Genomic DNA, 18,518 nt, shown 5'->3' with positions numbered 1-18,518 from the left:
GTCAACGAGCCATTTCGTTATCTGCCCGTTACCTTTGGGGCATGGCGGCGGAGACCTTCGGCGGCAACACGGTAATCATCGATCTCGGCCTGGCCCGGGGCGAGCCGGACGAGTACGCCCGGCCGACTCGCCCCACCACGCCGGACTGGTTCGCCCCGGTGCTGCTGGCGGTCGTCGTGCTGCTGTCGTCGGCGGCCTCCGCGGCACCGCCACCACCGGCGTTGACGGCGGTGCTGACCCTGCCGTTCGGCCCGGCCGACCCGTACACGCTGACCGACGGCGGGGACCTGCTCGCGCAGACCTACGGGACGCTCAGCTCGTACGACCTGGCTGACGGGCGGCTGAACTGGCAGGCCGGCTCGGCCTCGCCGACGTACCGGCTGCGTACCGGGGGCGACCTGGTGCTGATGCGGCCGTGGTCGGGCAACCGGAGTGAACCGGGCACCACGGCCGTCTCGCTGGCCACGGGTGCGGCCCAGTGGCGGCGGGCCGGGAACGTCGTCACCATCCCCGGCTCCAGCGCTCTGCTCGCCGTCTCCGGCGTGCGCAGCTCCGGTTCCGGCCGCCGGGTCCAGGGTTCGGTCGACGCGGTCGGCCCGGACAGCGGCACCACCCGCTGGCAGGTGCCGGTGCCCTCGACGGCCGTGCTGATGGGCGTGCCGGGCCCGGACGACAGCGGGCCGCGGATGCTGCTCATGCACGACAACCGCACCGCCGCCGTGCACGACCTCGACACCGGCCGCCTGCTCACCAGCGCCGAACTGCCGCCCGCCGACTACGGCCCGGACAACCCGAGCGTCGCCGGGGGGCTGCTGATGCTGCGGCATCCCACCCCCACCGGCCGGGTGGTCACCGCGTTCGACCCGGTGACGTTGCAGCAGCGCTGGAGCCGGCCCGCCGGGTACGCGTTCGGGGTCAGCGCCTGCGGACCGCTCATCTGCCTCACCGGGCCGGACGGGGTCCGCGCCGTCGAGCCGGACGGTGGACTGCAGCGCTGGTTCCAGGCCGGTTGGCGCAGCATCGAACAGAAGGGCTCGGCCGTCGTCGCGTACGGGACCCCGGCGGGGGAGACGGACCCGGTCGGCATGATCGACCCGGCGACCGGGCGCGTGCTCGTCGACCTGCACGGCTGGCGCCTGGTCTCCGGCGCCGGGGGCGGGGACCACCTGCTGGTGACCAGGCTGGTCGACTCGGGAAGCCGTACCATGGTCGCCGTCGCCGCCCCCGGTGGCGCGCGACCGGAGCTGCTGGCCGATCTGCCGGCCAGCACCGGCGACTGCCAGGCCGCGCCGAGCCGGCTCGTCTGCCGCGAGTCGACCGGCGAACTGGTGGTGTGGGCCTACCGGCGAGAGGAGTGAGCGTGGCGCTGATCGAGCTGAGCCCCGAGACACCGGCTCCGCCCGCTCCGGCCACGCCACCGCCCGCGTACTTCTACCGCCGGGCCGGTCTGGCCCTGGCTGCCGTGCTCCTGCTCGCGCTCGGCGGGGCAGCTCCGCCGGCCGCCACGCTCTGGCAGCACGTCGGCGCGGTGCCGGTCCCGGCCAGCGGCGACTTCCAGCTGATCGGCGGCACCCTGTACGCGATGGATCTGGACGCCCGGCCGCGGGTGCTCACCGCCTGGCAGGCCCAGCCGCTGCGCCGGCTCTGGAGCTACCGGAGCGGTGCCGGCGAGGATCCGTTCTTCGTGGCCGAGGCGACGCCCGAGGTCACCGTGGTGCGCGCCGGGCGCAGTGTCACGGTGCTGGACGCCCGCACCGGCGCCGTCCGGTGGAAGTCGCCGGTCGCCGTGCAGCCGGTCAGCGACACGGTCGCGTACGTGGAGGAGGAGATCTTCCGGCCCGGCACCGAGTACGACCCGGCGTCCGGCGACCCCGGCCAGCTCTACGGCACCAACAGCGCGGCCCTGCACACCGAGCCGGCGCTGCGGACGGAGCTGCGCGGCCTCGATCTCACCACCGGGGCACCGCTGTGGTCGCTCGCGTTCCCCGGCTCGGTCTTCACCGCCTGGACGGACGCCCCGGCCAACGCCGTGGTGGTGCTCTCCTCCGACAAGCTGAGCCTGATCTCCCCGACGACCGGCGCGGTGCTGCGGCAGCGGGCTGTGCCCCTGCTCGACGGCGCGCGGGCCGAGGAGGGTGAGGTCGTCGGCAGCACGGTGCTGGTGCACTACGGCTCCTTCGGTACGGGCGGGCCGGTGGTCGCGTACGCGCTGGACACCCTCGACGAGCTCTGGCGGCAGGACCGGCCGGACCCGGCCGGCAACTCCAGCGTCTGCTCCGGGCTGACCTGTGTCAGCCACCGCGACGAGCTCGTGGTGCTGGACCCGCGTACCGGTGCCGAGCGCTGGCGGATCGCCGACACCGACCTGATCGGGTTCGGACCCGGCGCGGTGCTGGAGCTGCAGGGGATGACCACGCCGGTGCGGACCGCCGACGCCGGGACCGGCCGCCCCCGCCTCGACCTGTCACCGTGGCGGTACCACTTCCCGGTCCAGGGCGGTCAGTCCTTCCTGCTCAGCCACCTGGAGAAGGACCGCACCACGGTCTTCGGTCTGCTCGAGCCGGACGCCACCGAGGTGCAGCTGCTCGGCCGCCTGCCCGACATGACGGTGCAGTGCCAAGCGGTCCCCGAGCTGGTCGCCTGCCGGGTCGGCGAGCGCGTCGAGGTGTGGGCCTTCCACGCCTGACCCACGCGAATCCCGGTCCCCGGGCGCACAATGACGGCGTGGGCGACGTCCTGATCGACCTCGGTGAGCAGCACGGCACGCTGCCGAGCGACCCCGTGACGTCCCGCGGCCGGCCGCACCGCTTCCGGGCCACGCTGGCGGCCCTGTCCGCCGCCCTGCTGGTCGTCCTGGGCGGCGCGGCGGCCCGCGCGGCACCGGCCGGGCCGGTCATCGTGCCCGCCCGCCTCGGCGACAACATGTTCGTCGAGCAGGACCGCCTCTACGTGGTCAGCACCGGGCCCGGGACGAACGACTCCGCGATCCAGCAGAAGATCATCAGCATGTACGCGCTGCCGGCCGGTGAGCTCCTGTCGCGCACCACGGTCGCCGTCACCGGGGCGATCTTCCAGGTCACCTCGGTGGGCCCGACGGTGCTGGTGTCGTACCAGGTCGACACCGTCGGCGCCGAGGCGACGGTGGCCCTCGCGGCCGGCACCGACCGGGCCCTCTGGCGGGCCCCGGCCCGGCTGCTCAGCGTCTCCCCGCCGGACGGCCTGGTGCTGCTGCGGGAGAACAGCCCGCAGTTCGGCGACCTGAACTGGTTCGGCCTCGACCTGACCACCGGGCGCACCCGCTGGACCTACGAGCAGCCGGTCCAGGGATACACCACCCCGGCGGCCGTCACCGACGACTTCCCGCACCGGCTCATCACGGCGACCACGGACGGGCACATCGAGGTCCGCGACACCGTCACCGGGACCCTGGTCACCGAGGGCGACGCCACCGCGCCGTCCGGCTGGTCCCGGCGGGGCATCACCGTGTGGCCCACCGGCGACCTGGTGCTGGTCGGCGGGCTGGGCGGGATCACCGCGTACACCCTGGCCGGGCTGGTGCCGCGCTGGCACAGCACCGTCGAGCTGTCCGGGCGGTGGGTGCAGGACTGTCTCGACGCCATCTGCGTCTTCGGCTACCGCGGCGGGGTCCAGGCGCTCGACCCCGGCACCGGCCGGCTGCGCTGGGCCGAGAAACGCTGGACGACGGCCGTCGAAGCCGGGCGGTACCTGATGGTCAACGGCAGTGAAGGGCTGGAGGGCAGCTACCCGCTCGCGGTGGTGGAGCCGGGCACCGGCGCTGTGCACGGCGACTTCGGCGCCTGGCGGGCCGCCGGGCCACCCCGCGCCGACGGGACCGTGGTCGGACTGCGCCAGCGCATCGGCGACGACGTGGTCTTCTACGCGCTGCTCGACCCGGCGCGGCTCACCGTACGGGTGCTCGGCACGGCCACGACGGTCTCCGGCGACTGCCAGGCGACGACCGACGTGCTCGTCTGCCGCCGGATCGACGCCGCCGTCGCGATCTGGCCCCTGACCGAGTAGTAACTGCCCGGTAGCCTGCACTCACGGCCTCTTTACGGGCCGGCGGCGAGGCTGTGCGGTGGATCCACATTTTTTCGAACGCGGAGGGCCCCGGGTGCGCGTGCTGGTGGTGGAAGACGAGCGGAACCTCTGTGACGCGATCGCCCGGGGGCTGCGGCGCAAAGGGATGGCGGTCGACGTCGCGTACGACGGGCTGACCGGGCACGAGATGGCGTACGTGACGCGCTACGACGTCGTCGTGCTGGACCGGGACCTGCCCGGTATGCACGGCGACGAGATCTGCGCGGCCCTGGTCGCCTCCGGGGCGCTGACCCGGGTGCTGATGCTCACGGCCAGCGTCACCGTGGCCGACCGGGTCGAGGGCCTGCAGCTCGGCGCCGACGACTACCTGCCCAAGCCGTTCGCGTTCGAGGAGCTCGTGGCGCGCGTCCAGGCCCTCGGCCGCCGGGCCACCCCGGCCGCGCCGCCGGTGCTGACCGTCGGCGACCTGGTGCTCGACCAGGCCCGCCGGGTGGTCACCCGCGGTGGCGCCCCGATCGACCTGACCAACTCGACGCGCTCACCTGGCAGACCCAGCTGGTCGACCGGGCCTCCCAGGAACTGCTGATCAAGGGCCTGATCGCGCTCTTCGCCATCGGCATCATCGGCATCGCGGGCGCGTACGCGGTGGCCGGCCGCGCGCTGCGCCCGCTGCACTTCGTGACGGCGACCGCGCAACGCCTCGGCGAGGAGACGCTGGACCAGCGCATCCGCTACTCCGGCGCGGACGACGAGGTGGCCGAGCTGGCCCGCACCTTCGACGCGATGCTGGACCGGCTGGCCGGGGCGTTCGAGTCGCAGAAACGGTTCGTGGCCAACGCCTCCCACGAGCTGCGCACCCCGCTGGCGGTCATGCGCACCGAGATCGACGTGACACTCAGCGACGACGAGGCCGACGTGGCCGAGTACCGCCGGATGGCCAAGGTGGTCCGCAACGCCTCCGAACGCGCGAACGGCCTGGTGGACGCGCTGCTGGTGCTGGCCCGCAGCGAGGCCCAGTCCGGGCGGCGGCTGGTCCGCAAGGTGCCGGCCGACCTGGCCACGAGCGTCTACAACGCGCTGTCGGCGGTGAAGGCCGAGGCCGAACGGATGAAGCTCGACGTGACCACGGATCTGCAGGCGGCGCCGGTGGTCGGTGACCCCAGCCTGCTGGACCGGCTGGCCGGCAATCTGATCGAGAACGCGATCCGCTACAACCACCTGATGGGCAAGCTCTGGCTGCGTACCGAGAACGCGGACGGGCACGCGCGGCTGGTGGTGGGGAACACCGGCTATGAGGTGGATCCTGGGGATGTGCCGGGGTTGTTCGAGCCGTTCCGCCGGGGTGGGTGGGAGCGGACCGGGTCCCGGGGTTCCGGTCTGGGGTTGTCGATCGTCCGGGCGGTTTGTGACGCTCACGGCGGGACTGTTTCGGCGGTGGCTCAGGCCGGTGGGGGGTTGGAGGTCACCGTGCGGTTGCCGGCGGCTGATACCACTCCCGTTGTTGCCGCTTCCGCTACCGTGCCGCGGGCCAAGGGGCTGGGCATCGCGCCTGGGTGAGCTTCCCCGCCCCCAGAACCTGTGGTGGTCGCGCTGGGGGATTCCGTCAGGCGGCGAGGTGGAGGTCTGCCTGGTCTGCTTGGCGGCGGATCGTGCGCCAGCGGGAGGCGCTGATGCCCAGTTGCGCCGCCAGGTCGGCCTCGGTGATGTCTGGATTCGCGGCTTTGATCTTCGCGGCTGCGTCCAGGGTCTGAGCTGGGGATCGGCGGGTTTTGGCCGAGGGTTTCGCGGCGTTGGTGGCCTTGGGCGCCGAGGTTGATGCTGTGACTCTGTTCTGGCGGGGGGCCAAGGCGGAGACTTCGGCGTTGCGGGTTTTTGGCGGGCTCTTGCGGGGCAGGGATGCCGCTACTTCGGCCAGGGCTGCTGTTGTTGTGGGGCCGCGGCCGGTGTTGCCGGTTGCGGGCACGGGGATCAGGCCGGGCACGCTGCGGGTTTCGTTCGCGGTGTCGGGCCGGGTGTTCGGCTGCCGGGCTTCGGTTTCCAGGGTGGTGATGCGGCCGGCCAGTTCGACCAGGCAGATGCTGGCCACCACGATCAGGCCGTCGACCGACAGCGGGAGCAGGTAGGGGGAGGCGCCGGTCTCGCCGTAGCGGGCCGCCACGCCGGCCATGTGCCAGTAGGAGACCCAGGCGGCGATGCCGGCGATCGTCGCCGTGGCGACCAGGCGGGCGAAGGCCAGCCAGCGGTGGTGGACCGGGACCCGCGAGATCAGCTCGACCGTCAGCAGCAGGGCGAGCGGCGGCCAGGCGGCGATGGCCTGGCTGATCGGGTTGTCCTGGGCGTGCAGGATGTTCGCGACCACGGAGGCCGCGACGCCCAGGATCAGGGTCGCTCGCACGGCCCAGCGGACACGGCGAAGTTGCGGGAGTACCACCGGACGCTCCTTGCCAGCTCGAAACGAAAGACCGGGGCCCGTGCGGGACCCGGCCGATCATCCTGTCGCGTCGATGTTTCGGTACGGCATCGATGAGCGCAACCCGATAGACCGCGTCGCGTTCGTGTCAGGAGCGATGCGAACGTGTGACGCGGACTCCGGGCGTGTCAGTTTGACTTCTTCTCGACCTGGCCCCGGAGCTTGATGAACTCCCTCTTGGCGTCGCTCAGCGAGGTGAAGTACCAGAACACCAGGCCGGAGCTGCCCTCGTCGGCCCAGCCGCACATCGACAGGGGTGCCCCGCCGGCGTTGCCCTTGGCGCACTTCGCCACGCCACCGAGTGGTCCGGCCGGGATACTCGCCACACCGGTCAGATTCAGCTCGGAAACCCCCGGCCCGGTGAAGGCGCTGTCCAGCTCCCGCTTCGGGTTGGGCACCCGGGTCTTGGCCGCCACCACCACGACGATGTCCTGCTTCGCCGGCGTGCCGTAGAGCGCCCCGACGGTCTGCGTGGCCCCGGGCACCAGCGCGAGATTGCTCTCGAGCTGCTCGACGCGGTCGGCGAACTGCGGGTCGGTCACCTTGGGCCGGCCACCGAGCGTCTTCGGCTCGACGATGCTGATGGTGGCCGTGGGGACCGCCTCGGTCGGCCGGGTCGGCAGGGTGGGCCGGGTGGGCTGGGTCGGTGCGGCCGAGGTGATGGCCTCGGCGAGACCCTCGGCGGTGTTGCGGCCGGCCAGGTAGACGGCGGTGCCGCCACCGACGCAGAGGACCAGGACCAGCCCGACCGACACCAGCGTGATCGGCAGCGCCCGCGACTTCCTCTTCGGCGGGTAGCCCGGCATCGGCCCGGGCGGCGGGTAGCCGGGCGGGGGATATCCCGGCTGCGGGTAGCCGGACTGGGCGTACTCCGGCTGGGAGTAGTCGACCTGGGTGTAATCCGGCTGGGGGTACGACGGCGGCCCGTAACCCGGCTGCGGGGGCACCGAGGCGGGCACGTCGGGGTTGGGCTGGCCCGGGTAGCCGGGATATCCCGGCTGACCCGCATACGGCTGGCCGGATCCGGGCGGACCCGGGTACGGCTGCCCGGGTTGCGGCTGGCCCGGGTACGGCTGCCCGGCCGGGGGCTGGCCCGGCTGGGCCTGTCCTGGCTGGGGCTGGCCCGAGTACGGCTGCCCGGGCTGGGGCTGGCCGGGCTGGGGCTGACCGGGGTAGGGCTGGCCCGAGTAGGGCTGGTTCGGCGGCTGCGACATCAACGCTCCATCGATCGGGCTACAGCACGAGGGAGCCTAGTCGTCGCCCGCGACCCGTGGTCATCGGCATACCGGCTGGTTGCGGGCCCCGGTAGGGCAGGCCGGTACGGAAGACGTCCCCGTGCCAGGGACAGGCACGGGGACGTCGGTCCTGTCGGAACGGGGCGTCAGGCGGGCACGCTCGCCACACCCGGCGGCAGGAACCGCTTGCCGGTCACCCGCTCGGAGGTGCCGCTGCGGTCCAGGTACGGCGTCACGCCCCCCAGGTGGAACGGCCAGCCGGCCCCCAGCAGCATGCACAGGTCGATGTCCTGCGCCTCGGCGACGACCCCCTCGTCCAGCATCAGCCGGATCTCCTGGGCCAGCGCGTCCAGCGCCTGCCGGCGTACCTCGTCGCCGGTCAGCGGGGTGGAACCGCCCTCGACCAGCTCGACCACCTCGGGGTTGATCTCGTCGTCGACCATCAGCGGCAGGCCGGCGTCGACGATCTTGCGCAGGTTGGCGCTGTCGCCGAAGCGGTCCGGGAACGCCCGGTGCAGAGTCTCGCCCACGTGCAGGCCGACCGCCGGGCCGACGAGCTGCAGCAGCGCGATCGGCCGCATCGGCAGGCCGAGCGGGTCCAGCGCCGTGTCGACCACGTCCAGCGGCGTGCCGGCGTCGATGGCGCGGAAGATCTCGCTGGTGAAGCGGGTCAGCAGCCGGTTGACCACGAACGCCGGGGCGTCCTTGACCAGCACCGACGACTTGCGCAGCTCCTTGCCGACCGCGAACGCCGTGGCCAGTGTCGCGTCGTCGGTCCGCTCGCCCTTGATGATCTCCAGTAGCGGCAGCACCGCGACCGGGTTGAAGAAGTGGAAGCCGACGACCCGCTCCGGGTGCTCGAGGTCGGCGGCCATCTCGGTCACCGACAGCGAGGACGTGTTGGTCGCCAGGATCGCCTCGGGCGTGACGATCTTCTCCAGCTCGGCCCAGATCTGCTTCTTGAGGTCGAGGTTCTCGAAGACGGCTTCGATCACGAAGTCGGCGTCGGCGAAGACCGACTTGTCGACCGAGCCGCTGACCAGGCCGCGCAGCTTGGCCGCGGTGCCCTCGTCCATCCGGCCCTTACCGACCATCTTGTCGATCTGGCCGCCGACGTAGTCGACGCCCTTGTCCACCCGGCTCTGGTCCAGGTCGGTCATGACCACCGGCACCTGCAGGCGGCGGGCGAACAGCAGGGCCAGCTGCGAGGCCATCAGGCCGGCGCCGACGATGCCGACCTTGGTGACCTTGCGGGCCAGCGACTTGTCGGGCACGCCGACCGGGCGCTTCGCACGGCGCTGCACCAGGTCGAACGCGTACAGGCTGGCGCGGGACTCGTCACCCATGATCAGGTCGGCGAGCGCCTGGGTCTCCGCGGCAGTGCCATCCTCGAACGAGGCGTCCTTGGCCAGCGCGAGCAGCTCGAGGGCCTTGTTGGCCGATGGGACCGCGCCGTGCAGCCGCTCGTCGAGCTGCTGCTTGGCGAAGAAGAGCACGCCCTCCCACATGTCCTTGTCGACCTCGGGGCGCTCGACGGTGACCTCGCCCTTGACGACGCCGGCGGCCCACTCCAGCGAGCGCTCGAGGAAGTCGGCGGCCTCGAAGATCTCGTCGGCCACGCCCAGCTCACGGGCCTGCTTGGGCTTGAGCACCTTCTGGGTCAGCGGGTTCTGCAGGATCACCTGCGCCGCGCCCGGCACGCCGATCAGGTGGGGCAGGAGCTGGCTGCCGCCCCAGCCGGGGATCAGGCCGATGGCCACCTCGGGCAGGCCCAGCGCCGCGGCACCGGTGGAAACCGTGCGGTAGTGGCAGTGCAGGGAGACCTCGAGGCCGCCGCCGAGCGCCGCGCCGTTGATGAACGCGAAGGTCGGGATGCTGCTGTTCTTGAGCCGGGCGAACACGGCGTGGCCCAGCTCGCCGAGGGCGACAGCCTGGTCCCGCTGGGTGATGAACGGCATGCCGGTGATGTCGGCACCGACGCAGAAGATGTACGGCTTGCCGGTCAGCGCGATGAACGCCGGCTCGGCCTCGGCGGCCCGGGTGATCGCCTCGTCGAGCGAGCGCAGCCCGGCCGGGCCGAAGCTGTTGGGCTTCTTGTAGTCGAGGCCGTTGTCGAGGGTGATGAGCGCGGCGGGCTTGTCCAGCCCCGGCACCTTGACGAGACGCAGCAGCGCCTTGGTCACGACCTCGTTCGGGTAGTCAGGCAGAGCCGTGGTCACTTGTCCGCACCTTCCCAGTGGGGGTTCTCCCAGATCACAGTGCCGCCCATGCCGATGCCGATGCACATGGCGTTGATGCCGTACCGCACCTCGGGGTGCTCGGCGAAGTGCCGGGCCAGCTGGGTCATCAGCCGCACGCCGGAGCTGGCCAGCGGGTGGCCGATGGCGATCGCGCCGCCCCACGGGTTGACCCGCGGGTCGTCGTCGGCGATGCCGAAGTGGTCGAGGAACGCCAGCACCTGCACGGCGAAGGCCTCGTTCAGCTCGAACAGGCCGATGTCGTCGATGGTCAGCCCGGCCAGGCGCAGGGCCTTCTCCGTCGACGGGATCGGGCCGTACCCCATGACCTCGGGCTCGACGCCCACGAAGCCGTAGCTGACCAGCCGCATGGCGACCGGCAGGCCCAGCTCGCGGGCCGTGTCCTCGCTGGCCAGCAGGGCGGCAGTGGCGCCGTCGTTGAGGCCGGCCGCGTTGCCCGCGGTGACCTTGCCGTGCGGGCGGAACGGGGTCTTGAGGGTGGCGAGCTTGGCCATCGAGGTCTCCCGGGGCGCCTCGTCGGCGGTGGCCAGGCCCCAGCCCTGCTCGGCGTCGCGCACGGCGACCGGCACCATGTCGGGCTGCAGCTTGCCGTTCGCGTACGCCTTCGCCGTCTTCTCCTGCGAGGCGAGCCCGAAGGCGTCGGCGCGCTCCTTGGTGATGCCCGGCAGCCGGTCGTGCAGGTTCTCCGCCGTGGCCCCCATGACCAGAGCCGACGGGTCGACCAGCTTCTCGGCCAGGATCCGCGGGTTGGGGTCGACGCCCTCGCCCATCGGGTGCCGGCCCATGTGCTCGACCCCGCCGGCGATGGCGACGTCGTAGGCGCCCATGGCGATGCCGCCGGCGACGTTGGTCACCGCGGTCATGGCGCCGGCGCACATCCGGTCGATGGCGTAGCCGGGCACGGTCTTGGGCAGCCCGGACAGCAGGGCGGCGGTGCGGCCGATGGTCAGGCCCTGGTCGCCGATCTGCGTGGTGGCGGCGATGGCCACCTCGTCCACCCGCTCGGGCGGCAGCTGCGGATTGCGCCGCATCAGCTCGCGGATGCAGCGGATCACCAGATCGTCGGCGCGGGTCTCGGCATACATGCCGCCCGCTTTGCCGAACGGGGTGCGGACGCCGTCGACGAAGACGACCTCGCGGCTTACTCGGGGCACAACAAGCCTCCTTGCAGGCGGGGATTCCATGCTACTCGCCGGTAACATTGTTGCCTACCCGGCTCCTGGTTCGAAGCTAGGTGAGAAACACATCAATTTCACGCGGTCGCCCGGTGCTGACCGTCGCTACCGCCGATCGCCGGCTGGTTGCATGGCTAAAAGCCTGCCGCGACCGGCGAGCGGTCGCGGCAGGCGATGTGCGGATCAGTCGGTCGGCGGCGGTGGGGCGACCGGGGGCGGCTCCGGGAGGACCTTCGCGATGCCGTCGGCGATCAGGCCCACCTGCCAGTTGCGGGCGCCGAAGCCGCGCAGCGTGTCCGCCACCGTCTGCGGGGTCACGTCCTCCGGCGGCGACCACGCCAGCCGGCGGATGAAGTCCGGGCTGATCAGGTTCTCCGGGGGCAGGGTGTGGGCCTCGGCCGTGGTGATCACGACCTGCCGGCAGCGCTGCAGCCGGGCCGCCGCGACCGGGTCCCGCTCGGCCCAGCGGTGCGGCGGGGGCGGCCCCTCGACCGGCACGTTCACCGGCAGCTCGTCGTCCGGCAGCGCGCGGGCCGCGTCCAGCGCGTCCAGCCACACCCGGGCCAGCCGGCGCACCGACCGGCCGCCGAAGCCGGGCAGGCCGAGCAGAGTGCGTTCGTCCTTGGGATCCAGCTCGGCCGCGGCGATGATCGCCGAGTCGGGCAGCACCCGGCCCGGGGCCGAGTCGCGGCGGGCTGCCACGCCGTCGCGGGCGTACCAGAGGGCACGGACCCGGGACTGGGCGCGGGCGCCGCGGACCCGGTGGATGCCGGAGGTGCGCCGCCACGGGTCCGGCCGGCTGCGCGGCGGGCGGTCGGCGCTGGCCACCAGGGCCGCGAACTCCTCGGCGGCCCAGGCCGACTTGCCCTGGCGGTCCAGCTCGGCGGCGAGCAGATCCCGCAGGTCGGTGAGCATCTCGACGTCCAGGGCCGCGTACGTCAGCCAGGACTCCGGCAGCGGCCGGGTCGACCAGTCGGCCGCCGAATGGTGCTTCTCCAGCGAGTAGCCGAGCAGCTGCTCGGTGAGCGCGGCCAGCCCGACCCGCTCGAAACCGGCCAGCCGGGCGGCCAGCTCCGTGTCGAACAGCCGGCGCGGCCGCATCCCGATCTCGGCCAGGCAGGCCAGGTCCTGGCTGGCCGCGTGCAGCACCCACTCGGTCTCGGCCAGCGCCTCGTCCAGGGTGCGCAGGTCGTCCAGCGGCATCGGATCGATCAGCACCGTGCCGGCGCCGGCCCGGCGCAACTGCACCAGATAGGCCTTCTGCGTGTAGCGGTAGCCGGACGCGCGCTCGGCGTCGACGGCCACCGGGCCGGAGCCCGCGGCCATCCGCGCGACCACTTCGGCCAGCTCGTCGGCCGTCTCGACCGGTCGTGGCGTGCCGTCGCGGGGTGCGGTGAGGGGAACGGAGGTGCGGGCAGGTTCGCTCTCGGGACCGCCAGACATCGGGTCGGGCGGCACGGCGTGCGGTCCGTCCCCTGCTTGGTCCGGCGCGTCCCGACGGCGCAGGGGTGCTTCGTCGGTCACTCCGTAACCGTACGGGGGTACCGCCCCCTGGGTGCGCAGCCGGGTCCCGGCGCGTCGGGCCTCGATCCACTCCGGTCCGGCCGGCCTGTTTCAAGAAAGCCCGCGTGCGCCCGTCCGCTGACCCCTCTCCGTCCGTACTAGAGACCGGAGCGTCGATACCCGGGAGGCCCGCGCCGCATGACGACCGCCTACGACCCCTTCGGGGTGCCGGGCCCGCGCCGGCCACCACAGGACCCGCTGCTCAGCCTGCCCGACCACCCGTCCGGCGAATGGGCCACCGCGCACCGGCCGGAACCCCGGTTCGGTCATCCGCGCCCGGCGAGCCGGTTCGGGGCGCCGTACCTGCCGTCGCCGACCGGCGCTGCCACGTACCCCGTGGTGGCCGATCCGGCGGCGGAGCCCGCCGTGCTCAACGGCCGCGGCCGCAACCGGCTGATGACGATGCTCCTCGTCCTGGTCCTGCTCCTGGTGGCCGGCTGGCAGGCCTGGCGGCTCGACCGGGTGGACAGCCGGCTCGGCGCCAGCGCGGACCAGCTGGCCGGCGCGCTGCAGCGCCAGGACCAGCTCGCCCAGCGGGCCGACCGGCTCGAGCAGAAACTCGCCGCGGTCTTCGACCCCGAGGCGATCTCGTCGTCGGTGCTGCCCAGCGTCTTCCGGGTCCGCGCCGGCAACTTCACCGGTACGGCGTTCTCGGTCGGCGACAAGGCGGCCGAGGGTCAGGCCAACCTGCTGACCAACTTCCACGTGGTCGAGTCGGTCTGGAACTCCGGCGACCGCAAGGTCTTCCTGGAACGCGGCAAGGACGAGGTGTCCGCGACCATCGTCAAGGTCAACAAGAGCAACGACCTGGCCCTGCTGCGCGCCAACCGCAAGATCGCCGGCCTGGACACCGCGCCGGCCACGGTCAAGCCGGGTCAGCAGGTGGTGGTGGTCGGGGCGCCGCTGGGCCTGGAGGACACGGTGACGACCGGGGTGGTGAGCGCGTACCGGCCGGACGACTCGCAGGGCGCGACGATCCAGTTCGACGCCCCGATCAACCCGGGCAACTCCGGGGGACCGGTGGTCAACAGCGCGGACGAGGTGATCGGGCTGGCCACGGCCAAGGCCCGCGACGCCGAAGGCATCGGCCTGGCCGTCCCGATCAAGACAGCCTGCGACGCCTTCAAAGTCTGTTAGTTCGCGCCGGCTCGCTGGCGGTTGCCGAGGGCGGTTACGCCGGGTGGGGGCAGGCCGGCGGTGGAGGCGAGCATGGTGCACCAGCCTTGCAGGTGGGCGCCCAGGTCTTCCGAGGTCGGGGTCCAGGAGGCGCGGATCTCCAGGTCGGCCGTCGGGGCCGGGCCGGCCAGCTCGCCGAAGCGGGTCGAGGTCGTCTGGGTGATCGTGCCGCCGATCGCCGTGTACGCCGCCGCGTGCTGCTCCAGGCCGTCGGTGAGCCAGGTCCAGGCCACCGCCGGCAGCAGCGGGTCGCCGGCCATGTCCGACTCCAGCTCGGCCGTGATCAGCGTGACCAGCCGCAGGTTGCCCTGCCAGGCGTCGTGACCGGCCGGGTCGTGCAGCAGGATCAGCCGGCCGCTGGCCACCTCGTCCCCGTCGCGCAGGACGGTGGCGCTCAGTGCGAAGCCGTACGGGGCCAGCCGCTGCGGGGCCGCGATCTCCTCGAGCAGGATCTCCTCGCGCGGCGCGGCAGCCCGCAGCCCGGTGACGGCGCGGGTGAACGCCTCGGGTGCGGCGGACGTGGGACCCATGCCTCGAAGCCTATGCCGATCACCACGGAACCGGCCCGCGCGGCGCGCCGCACGACGCCGTTCACTCACGTGGCACGATGTCGCGGGTGACCACGATCCTCGAAGATTCGGCGTTCGTCCGGGCCTGCCGCCGCCGGCCGGTGCCGCACACGCCCGTCTGGTTCATGCGGCAGGCGGGCCGCTCCCTGCCCGAATACCGCAAGATCCGCGCGGGTGTCGGGATGCTGGAGTCGTGCCGCCGGCCCGACCTGGTCACCGAGATCACCCTGCAACCGGTCCGCCGGCACGGCGTCGACGCCGCGATCCTGTTCAGCGACATCGTGGTGCCGCTGGCCGCGGCCGGCGTCGACCTGGACATCGTGGCCGGCACCGGACCGGTGGTGGCCGAGCCGATCCGTACGGCCGCGGACGTGGCCCGGCTGCGCCCGCTGGCGGCCGGCGACGTGGGCTACGTCGACGAGGCCGTGCGCCTGCTGGTGCCCGAGCTCGGGCCGATTCCGCTCATCGGGTTCGCCGGGGCGCCGTTCACCCTGGCCAGCTACCTGATCGAGGGCGGCCCGTCGCGGACCTACCTCAAGACCAAGGCGATGATGTACGGCGAGCCGGAACTCTGGCACGCCCTGCTGGCCAAGCTGGCCGACATCACGCTGGCGTTCCTGCGGGTCCAGGTCGGCGCCGGGGTCAGCGCGGTCCAGCTCTTCGACTCGTGGGCCGGCGCGCTCTCCGAGGCCGACTACCGCCGGTACGTGCTGCCGCACTCGGCGAAGGTGCTGGGTGGGCTGGCCGGGGCCGGGGTGCCGCGGATCCACTTCGGGGTGGGCACGGCGGTGCTGCTGCGGGCGATGGGCGAGGCCGGCGCCGACGTGGTCGGGGTGGACTGGCGGACCCCGCTGGACGAGGCGACGACGCTGATCGGGGCGGAGAAGGCGGTCCAGGGCAACCTGGACCCGGCGATTCTGTTCGCGCCGTGGGAGGTCGTCGAGCGTGAGGCCCGCCGGGTGCTGGCCGAGGGCAAGGCCGCCCCGGGTCACGTCTTCAACCTGGGCCACGGCGTGATGCCGGAAACCGACCCGGACGTCCTGACCCGCCTGGTCGATCTGGTCCGCTCTGCTTGATGGCTGTGTTGGATGGCCTCGCTGCGCTCGGCGGGCACTGCGCCCCGCGAGGTCGGTGCCGAGGCCACCGAAAATGACCACGGCAAAGGGCGCCTAGTCATTTTCGGCTCTGCTTGATGGCCTCGCTCCGCTCGGCGGGCACTGCGCCCCGCGAGGTCGGTGCCGAGGCCACCGAAAATGACCACGGCAAAGGGCGCCTAGTCATTTTCGGCGTCCTCGACACCGACGGGCGCAGTGCGACTTTGGGTGCGGTCGAACCGCGGGCGTGCCGTGCCTGTCACATTGATGGACCCGGGTGGGCGGCGGGGTTCGGGGCCTGAGACTGTTGTCTCGTGCGGAAGCGGGTTGCGGTCGTGGGCGGCGGGATCGCCGGGCTGGCTGCTGCCGTGCGGATCCGGGACCGGGCGCCTGCCGACACCGAGATCATCATTTACGAGCAGTCCGGGCGGCTCGGTGGCAAGTTGCGCACCGGGGAGCTGGCGGGCTGCACCGTCGAGCGGGGTGCCGAGTCGTTCCTGGTCGGTGGGCCGGACGGTGGCGAGTCCGCGGCCGTGCGGTTCGTGCGGCGGCTCGGGCTGGGTGACCGCATCGTGCACCCGTCCGCGATTCCGGCCGCCCTGGCGATCGGTGGGGTGTTGCAGCCGGTGCCCAAGGGGACGCTGGTCGGCGTACCCGGGGATCTGAGCTTGCTCGGCGCGGTCGCGCGGCCGGCCGCCGGCCTGGACCGCGACGAGGGCCGGCCGCTGCTCGCCGCCGGCGCCGACGTCGCCGTCGGCACGCTGGTCCGGAGCCGCTTCGGCGACGAGGTCGCCGACCGGCTGGTCGATCCCATGCTGGGCGGCGTGTACGCCGGCCGCGCCGACCGCCTCTCCCTGGCCACCACCATGCCCGCGCTGGCCCGCACCGCCCGCACCGAGCACACCCTGACCGCCGCTGTGCGCGCCGCCCAGGCCGCCGCCGCCCGCGTCCCCGGCCGGCCGATCTTCGGCGCCGTCGACGGCGGGATGACCCAGCTGGTCGCCGCCGCGGCGGCCGCCACCGGCGCGCGGATCAGTCTCGGCCTGCCGGTCCGGGAGATCGCCCGCACCCCGCACGGCTGGCGGCTGCTGCTGGGCCCGGTGCCGGCGCCGCAGACCGACGACGTCGATGCCGTTGTGCTCGCGGTGCCCGCCCGGCCCGCTGCCCGCATGCTCGCCGGGGTGAACCTGTCCGCCGCCGCTGAGGTCGAGGCGCTCGACTACGCCAGCGTCGCCCTGATCGCTCTGGCCCTGCCGCCCGGCACCCCGCTGCCCGAGCTGTCCGGCTTCCTGGTGCCGCCGACCGAGGGCACCCTGGTCAAGGCGGCCACGTTCTTCACCCACAAGTGGTCGCACCTGCGCCGCGAGGGCGGGCCGGTGATCATCCGGGCCTCGCTGGGCCGGGCCGGTGAGGAGCAGCGGCTGCAGCCGCCCGATCCCGTGCTGGTCGCGACCGCGCACGCCGAGCTGGGCCGGTTGCTCGGCGGCGAGCTGCCGCCGCCGGTGGAGTCCTGGGTGCAACGCTGGGGTGGCGGCCTGCCGCAGTACGCCCCGGGGCATCTCGACCGGGTGGCCCTGGCCCGGGCAGCGCTCAGCGACCGGCCCGGCCTGGTGCTGGCCGGCGCGGCGTACGACGGGGTGGGCATTCCGGCCTGTGTGGCCAGCGGCGAGACAGCCGCCGACGACGTCCTGAAACACCTGGAGGAGCGATGACCGATCAGCCGCAGACCAATGCCGCGCGGGTCAAGGAACTGAACGCGACGATCCGCTACACCATGTGGTCGGTGTTCAAGGTCGCGTCGCCGCTGCCGGCCCTGCGCGAGGACCTGGCCAACGAGGTCGACGCGCTGTTCGAGCAGCTGGTCGGCAAGGACGTGGTGGTGCGCGGCACGTACGACGTGGCCGGCCTGCGCGCCGACGCCGACGTCATGGTGTGGTGGCACTCGGAGTCGCCGGACGCGCTGCAGGAGGCGTACGGGCTCTTCCGCCGGACGGCGCTGGGCCGCCACCTGGCACCGGTCTGGTCCCAGATGGCGCTGCACCGTCCGGCCGAGTTCAACAAGAGCCACCTGCCGGCGTTCCTGGCCGGCGAGGAGGCCCGCCCGTACATCTGCGTGTACCCGTTCGTCCGGTCCTACGAGTGGTATCTGCTGCCCGACGAGGAGCGGCGTTTCATGCTGGCCGAGCACGGCAAGATGGCCCGCGGCTACCCGGACGTGCGGGCCAACACGGTCGCCTCGTTCGCCCTCGGTGACTACGAGTGGATGCTGGCGTTCGAGGCCGACGAGCTGCACCGCATCGTCGACCTGATGCGGGACCTGCGTGCGTCGACCGCCCGCCGGCACGTCCGCGAGGAAGTGCCGTTCTACACCGGTCGCCGCCGTTCGGTCACCGAGCTCGTCGCCGCCCTGCCCTAGGACCTTTTCATGGGTACGTGGGGGATGCCGTCCTCCAGGTACTCGGGTCCGGTCGGCACGTAGCCGAAGCGGCCGTAGAAGCCGGTCAGGTGCGCCTGGGCCTCCAGCGTGCTCGGCCGGTTGCCGACCACCTCCAGCGCGTGGGTCATCAGCCGGCTCGCGTAGCCGCCCTTGCGTGCGTTCGCCGCGGTGACCACGCGGCCGATCCGCTCGGTGCCGGCGTCGTCGAGGATGCGCAGGTAGGCGAGGATCTCGTCGCCCCGGGCCAGCCACACGTGGCGGGTGCCGGGCTCGTCGTCGCGCCCGTCCAGCTCCGGGTACGGGCATTTCTGCTCCACGACGAACACGTCGACGCGCAGCTTGAGGATCGCGTACAGGGTGGTGGCGTCGAGGTCGCGGAACGACGCCACCCGGATCTCGTCTCGGGGCTCCGGATGCATGAGTCGGATTTTAAGCGTCACCGGAACGCACCCTCGGGCGTTGGTGCAGGAGGAGCCGTG

At 72.8% G+C, this 18,518-nt stretch carries 14 protein-coding genes and 2 pseudogenes; 9 read left to right on the top strand and 7 right to left on the bottom strand.

Translation table 11 applies throughout. The features are described 5' to 3' along the window. Positions 1-41: 41 nt before the first annotated feature. The 5 genes and pseudogenes from Aau02nite_RS08020 to Aau02nite_RS08000 form a co-directional block, all read left to right on the top strand. Complete coding sequence (locus Aau02nite_RS08020) at positions 42-1,358, top strand: outer membrane protein assembly factor BamB family protein (RefSeq protein ID WP_212987677.1); 1,317 nt, start codon at positions 42-44, stop codon at positions 1,356-1,358. Positions 1,359-1,360: 2 nt separating this feature from the next. After that, positions 1,361-2,686 (top strand): outer membrane protein assembly factor BamB family protein, encoded by a 1,326-nt coding sequence (locus tag Aau02nite_RS08015; RefSeq protein WP_212987676.1) that lies wholly within the window; start codon positions 1,361-1,363, stop codon positions 2,684-2,686. Positions 2,687-2,724: 38 nt separating this feature from the next. After that, complete coding sequence (locus tag Aau02nite_RS08010) at positions 2,725-4,041, top strand: PQQ-binding-like beta-propeller repeat protein (RefSeq protein ID WP_212987675.1); 1,317 nt, start codon at positions 2,725-2,727, stop codon at positions 4,039-4,041. 94 nt (positions 4,042-4,135) lie between these two features. Beyond that, a pseudogene (locus Aau02nite_RS08005) lies at positions 4,136-4,591 on the top strand (response regulator transcription factor); the annotation flags it as partial. After that, positions 4,591-5,619, top strand: a pseudogene (locus Aau02nite_RS08000) (sensor histidine kinase); the annotation flags it as partial. The pseudogenes Aau02nite_RS08005 and Aau02nite_RS08000, both read left to right, overlap by 1 nt. 46 nt (positions 5,620-5,665) lie before the next feature. Here Aau02nite_RS08000 and Aau02nite_RS07995 read toward each other — a convergent pair. The 5 genes from Aau02nite_RS07995 to Aau02nite_RS07975 form a co-directional block, all read right to left on the bottom strand. Further along, the gene (locus tag Aau02nite_RS07995; RefSeq protein WP_246594979.1) at positions 5,666-6,457 is read right to left on the bottom strand and encodes a DUF2637 domain-containing protein; all 792 of its coding nucleotides are present in this window, start codon (positions 6,455-6,457) and stop codon (positions 5,666-5,668) included. A gap of 203 nt (positions 6,458-6,660) precedes the next feature. Next, the gene (locus Aau02nite_RS07990) at positions 6,661-7,746 is read right to left on the bottom strand and encodes a hypothetical protein (RefSeq protein WP_212987673.1); all 1,086 of its coding nucleotides are present in this window, start codon (positions 7,744-7,746) and stop codon (positions 6,661-6,663) included. A 167-nt stretch (positions 7,747-7,913) separates the two neighbouring features. Beyond that, positions 7,914-9,974 (bottom strand): 3-hydroxyacyl-CoA dehydrogenase NAD-binding domain-containing protein, encoded by a 2,061-nt coding sequence (locus Aau02nite_RS07985; RefSeq protein ID WP_212987739.1) that lies wholly within the window; start codon positions 9,972-9,974, stop codon positions 7,914-7,916. An 8-nt stretch (positions 9,975-9,982) separates the two neighbouring features. After that, positions 9,983-11,179 carry a thiolase family protein gene (locus Aau02nite_RS07980; protein WP_212987672.1) on the bottom strand — a complete coding sequence of 399 codons (1,197 nt, stop codon included), beginning with the start codon at positions 11,177-11,179 and terminating at the stop codon, positions 9,983-9,985. A 204-nt stretch (positions 11,180-11,383) separates the two neighbouring features. Further along, positions 11,384-12,724: a ribonuclease D gene (locus Aau02nite_RS07975; protein ID WP_212987671.1), complete on the bottom strand. Its 1,341-nt coding sequence runs from the start codon at positions 12,722-12,724 to the stop codon at positions 11,384-11,386. A 177-nt stretch (positions 12,725-12,901) separates the two neighbouring features. On the opposite strand from Aau02nite_RS07975, the gene Aau02nite_RS07970 reads away from it, so the two are divergent. Then, positions 12,902-13,900: a S1C family serine protease gene (locus Aau02nite_RS07970; RefSeq protein ID WP_212987670.1), complete on the top strand. Its 999-nt coding sequence runs from the start codon at positions 12,902-12,904 to the stop codon at positions 13,898-13,900. On the opposite strand, the gene Aau02nite_RS07965 is transcribed toward Aau02nite_RS07970, so the two are convergent. Further along, positions 13,897-14,469 carry a DUF3000 domain-containing protein gene (locus Aau02nite_RS07965; protein ID WP_212987669.1) on the bottom strand — a complete coding sequence of 191 codons (573 nt, stop codon included), beginning with the start codon at positions 14,467-14,469 and terminating at the stop codon, positions 13,897-13,899. The genes Aau02nite_RS07970 and Aau02nite_RS07965 overlap by 4 nt on opposite strands. An 86-nt stretch (positions 14,470-14,555) precedes the next feature. On the opposite strand from Aau02nite_RS07965, the gene hemE reads away from it, so the two are divergent. The 3 genes from hemE (at position 14,556) to hemQ (ending at position 18,018) form a co-directional block, all read left to right on the top strand. After that, positions 14,556-15,584 (top strand): uroporphyrinogen decarboxylase, encoded by a 1,029-nt coding sequence (gene hemE, locus Aau02nite_RS07960; protein ID WP_246594978.1) that lies wholly within the window; start codon positions 14,556-14,558, stop codon positions 15,582-15,584. A gap of 332 nt (positions 15,585-15,916) precedes the next feature. Beyond that, complete coding sequence (gene hemG / locus Aau02nite_RS07955) at positions 15,917-17,314, top strand: protoporphyrinogen oxidase (protein ID WP_212987667.1); 1,398 nt, start codon at positions 15,917-15,919, stop codon at positions 17,312-17,314. Further along, a complete protein-coding gene (gene hemQ, locus Aau02nite_RS07950) occupies positions 17,311-18,018 on the top strand; it encodes a hydrogen peroxide-dependent heme synthase (RefSeq protein WP_212987666.1) in 708 nt (235 codons plus the stop codon). Before hemG ends, hemQ begins: the two co-directional genes overlap by 4 nt. On the opposite strand, the gene Aau02nite_RS07945 is transcribed toward hemQ, so the two are convergent. Beyond that, the gene (locus tag Aau02nite_RS07945) at positions 18,015-18,458 is read right to left on the bottom strand and encodes a GNAT family N-acetyltransferase (RefSeq protein ID WP_212987665.1); all 444 of its coding nucleotides are present in this window, start codon (positions 18,456-18,458) and stop codon (positions 18,015-18,017) included. The genes hemQ and Aau02nite_RS07945 overlap by 4 nt on opposite strands. Positions 18,459-18,518 lie beyond the last annotated feature (60 nt).

This window comes from Actinoplanes auranticolor (assembly GCF_018332655.1).
Taxonomy (GTDB): Bacteria; Actinomycetota; Actinomycetes; order Mycobacteriales; family Micromonosporaceae; genus Actinoplanes; species Actinoplanes auranticolor.
This window is presented reverse-complemented; position numbering and strand designations above follow the sequence as displayed.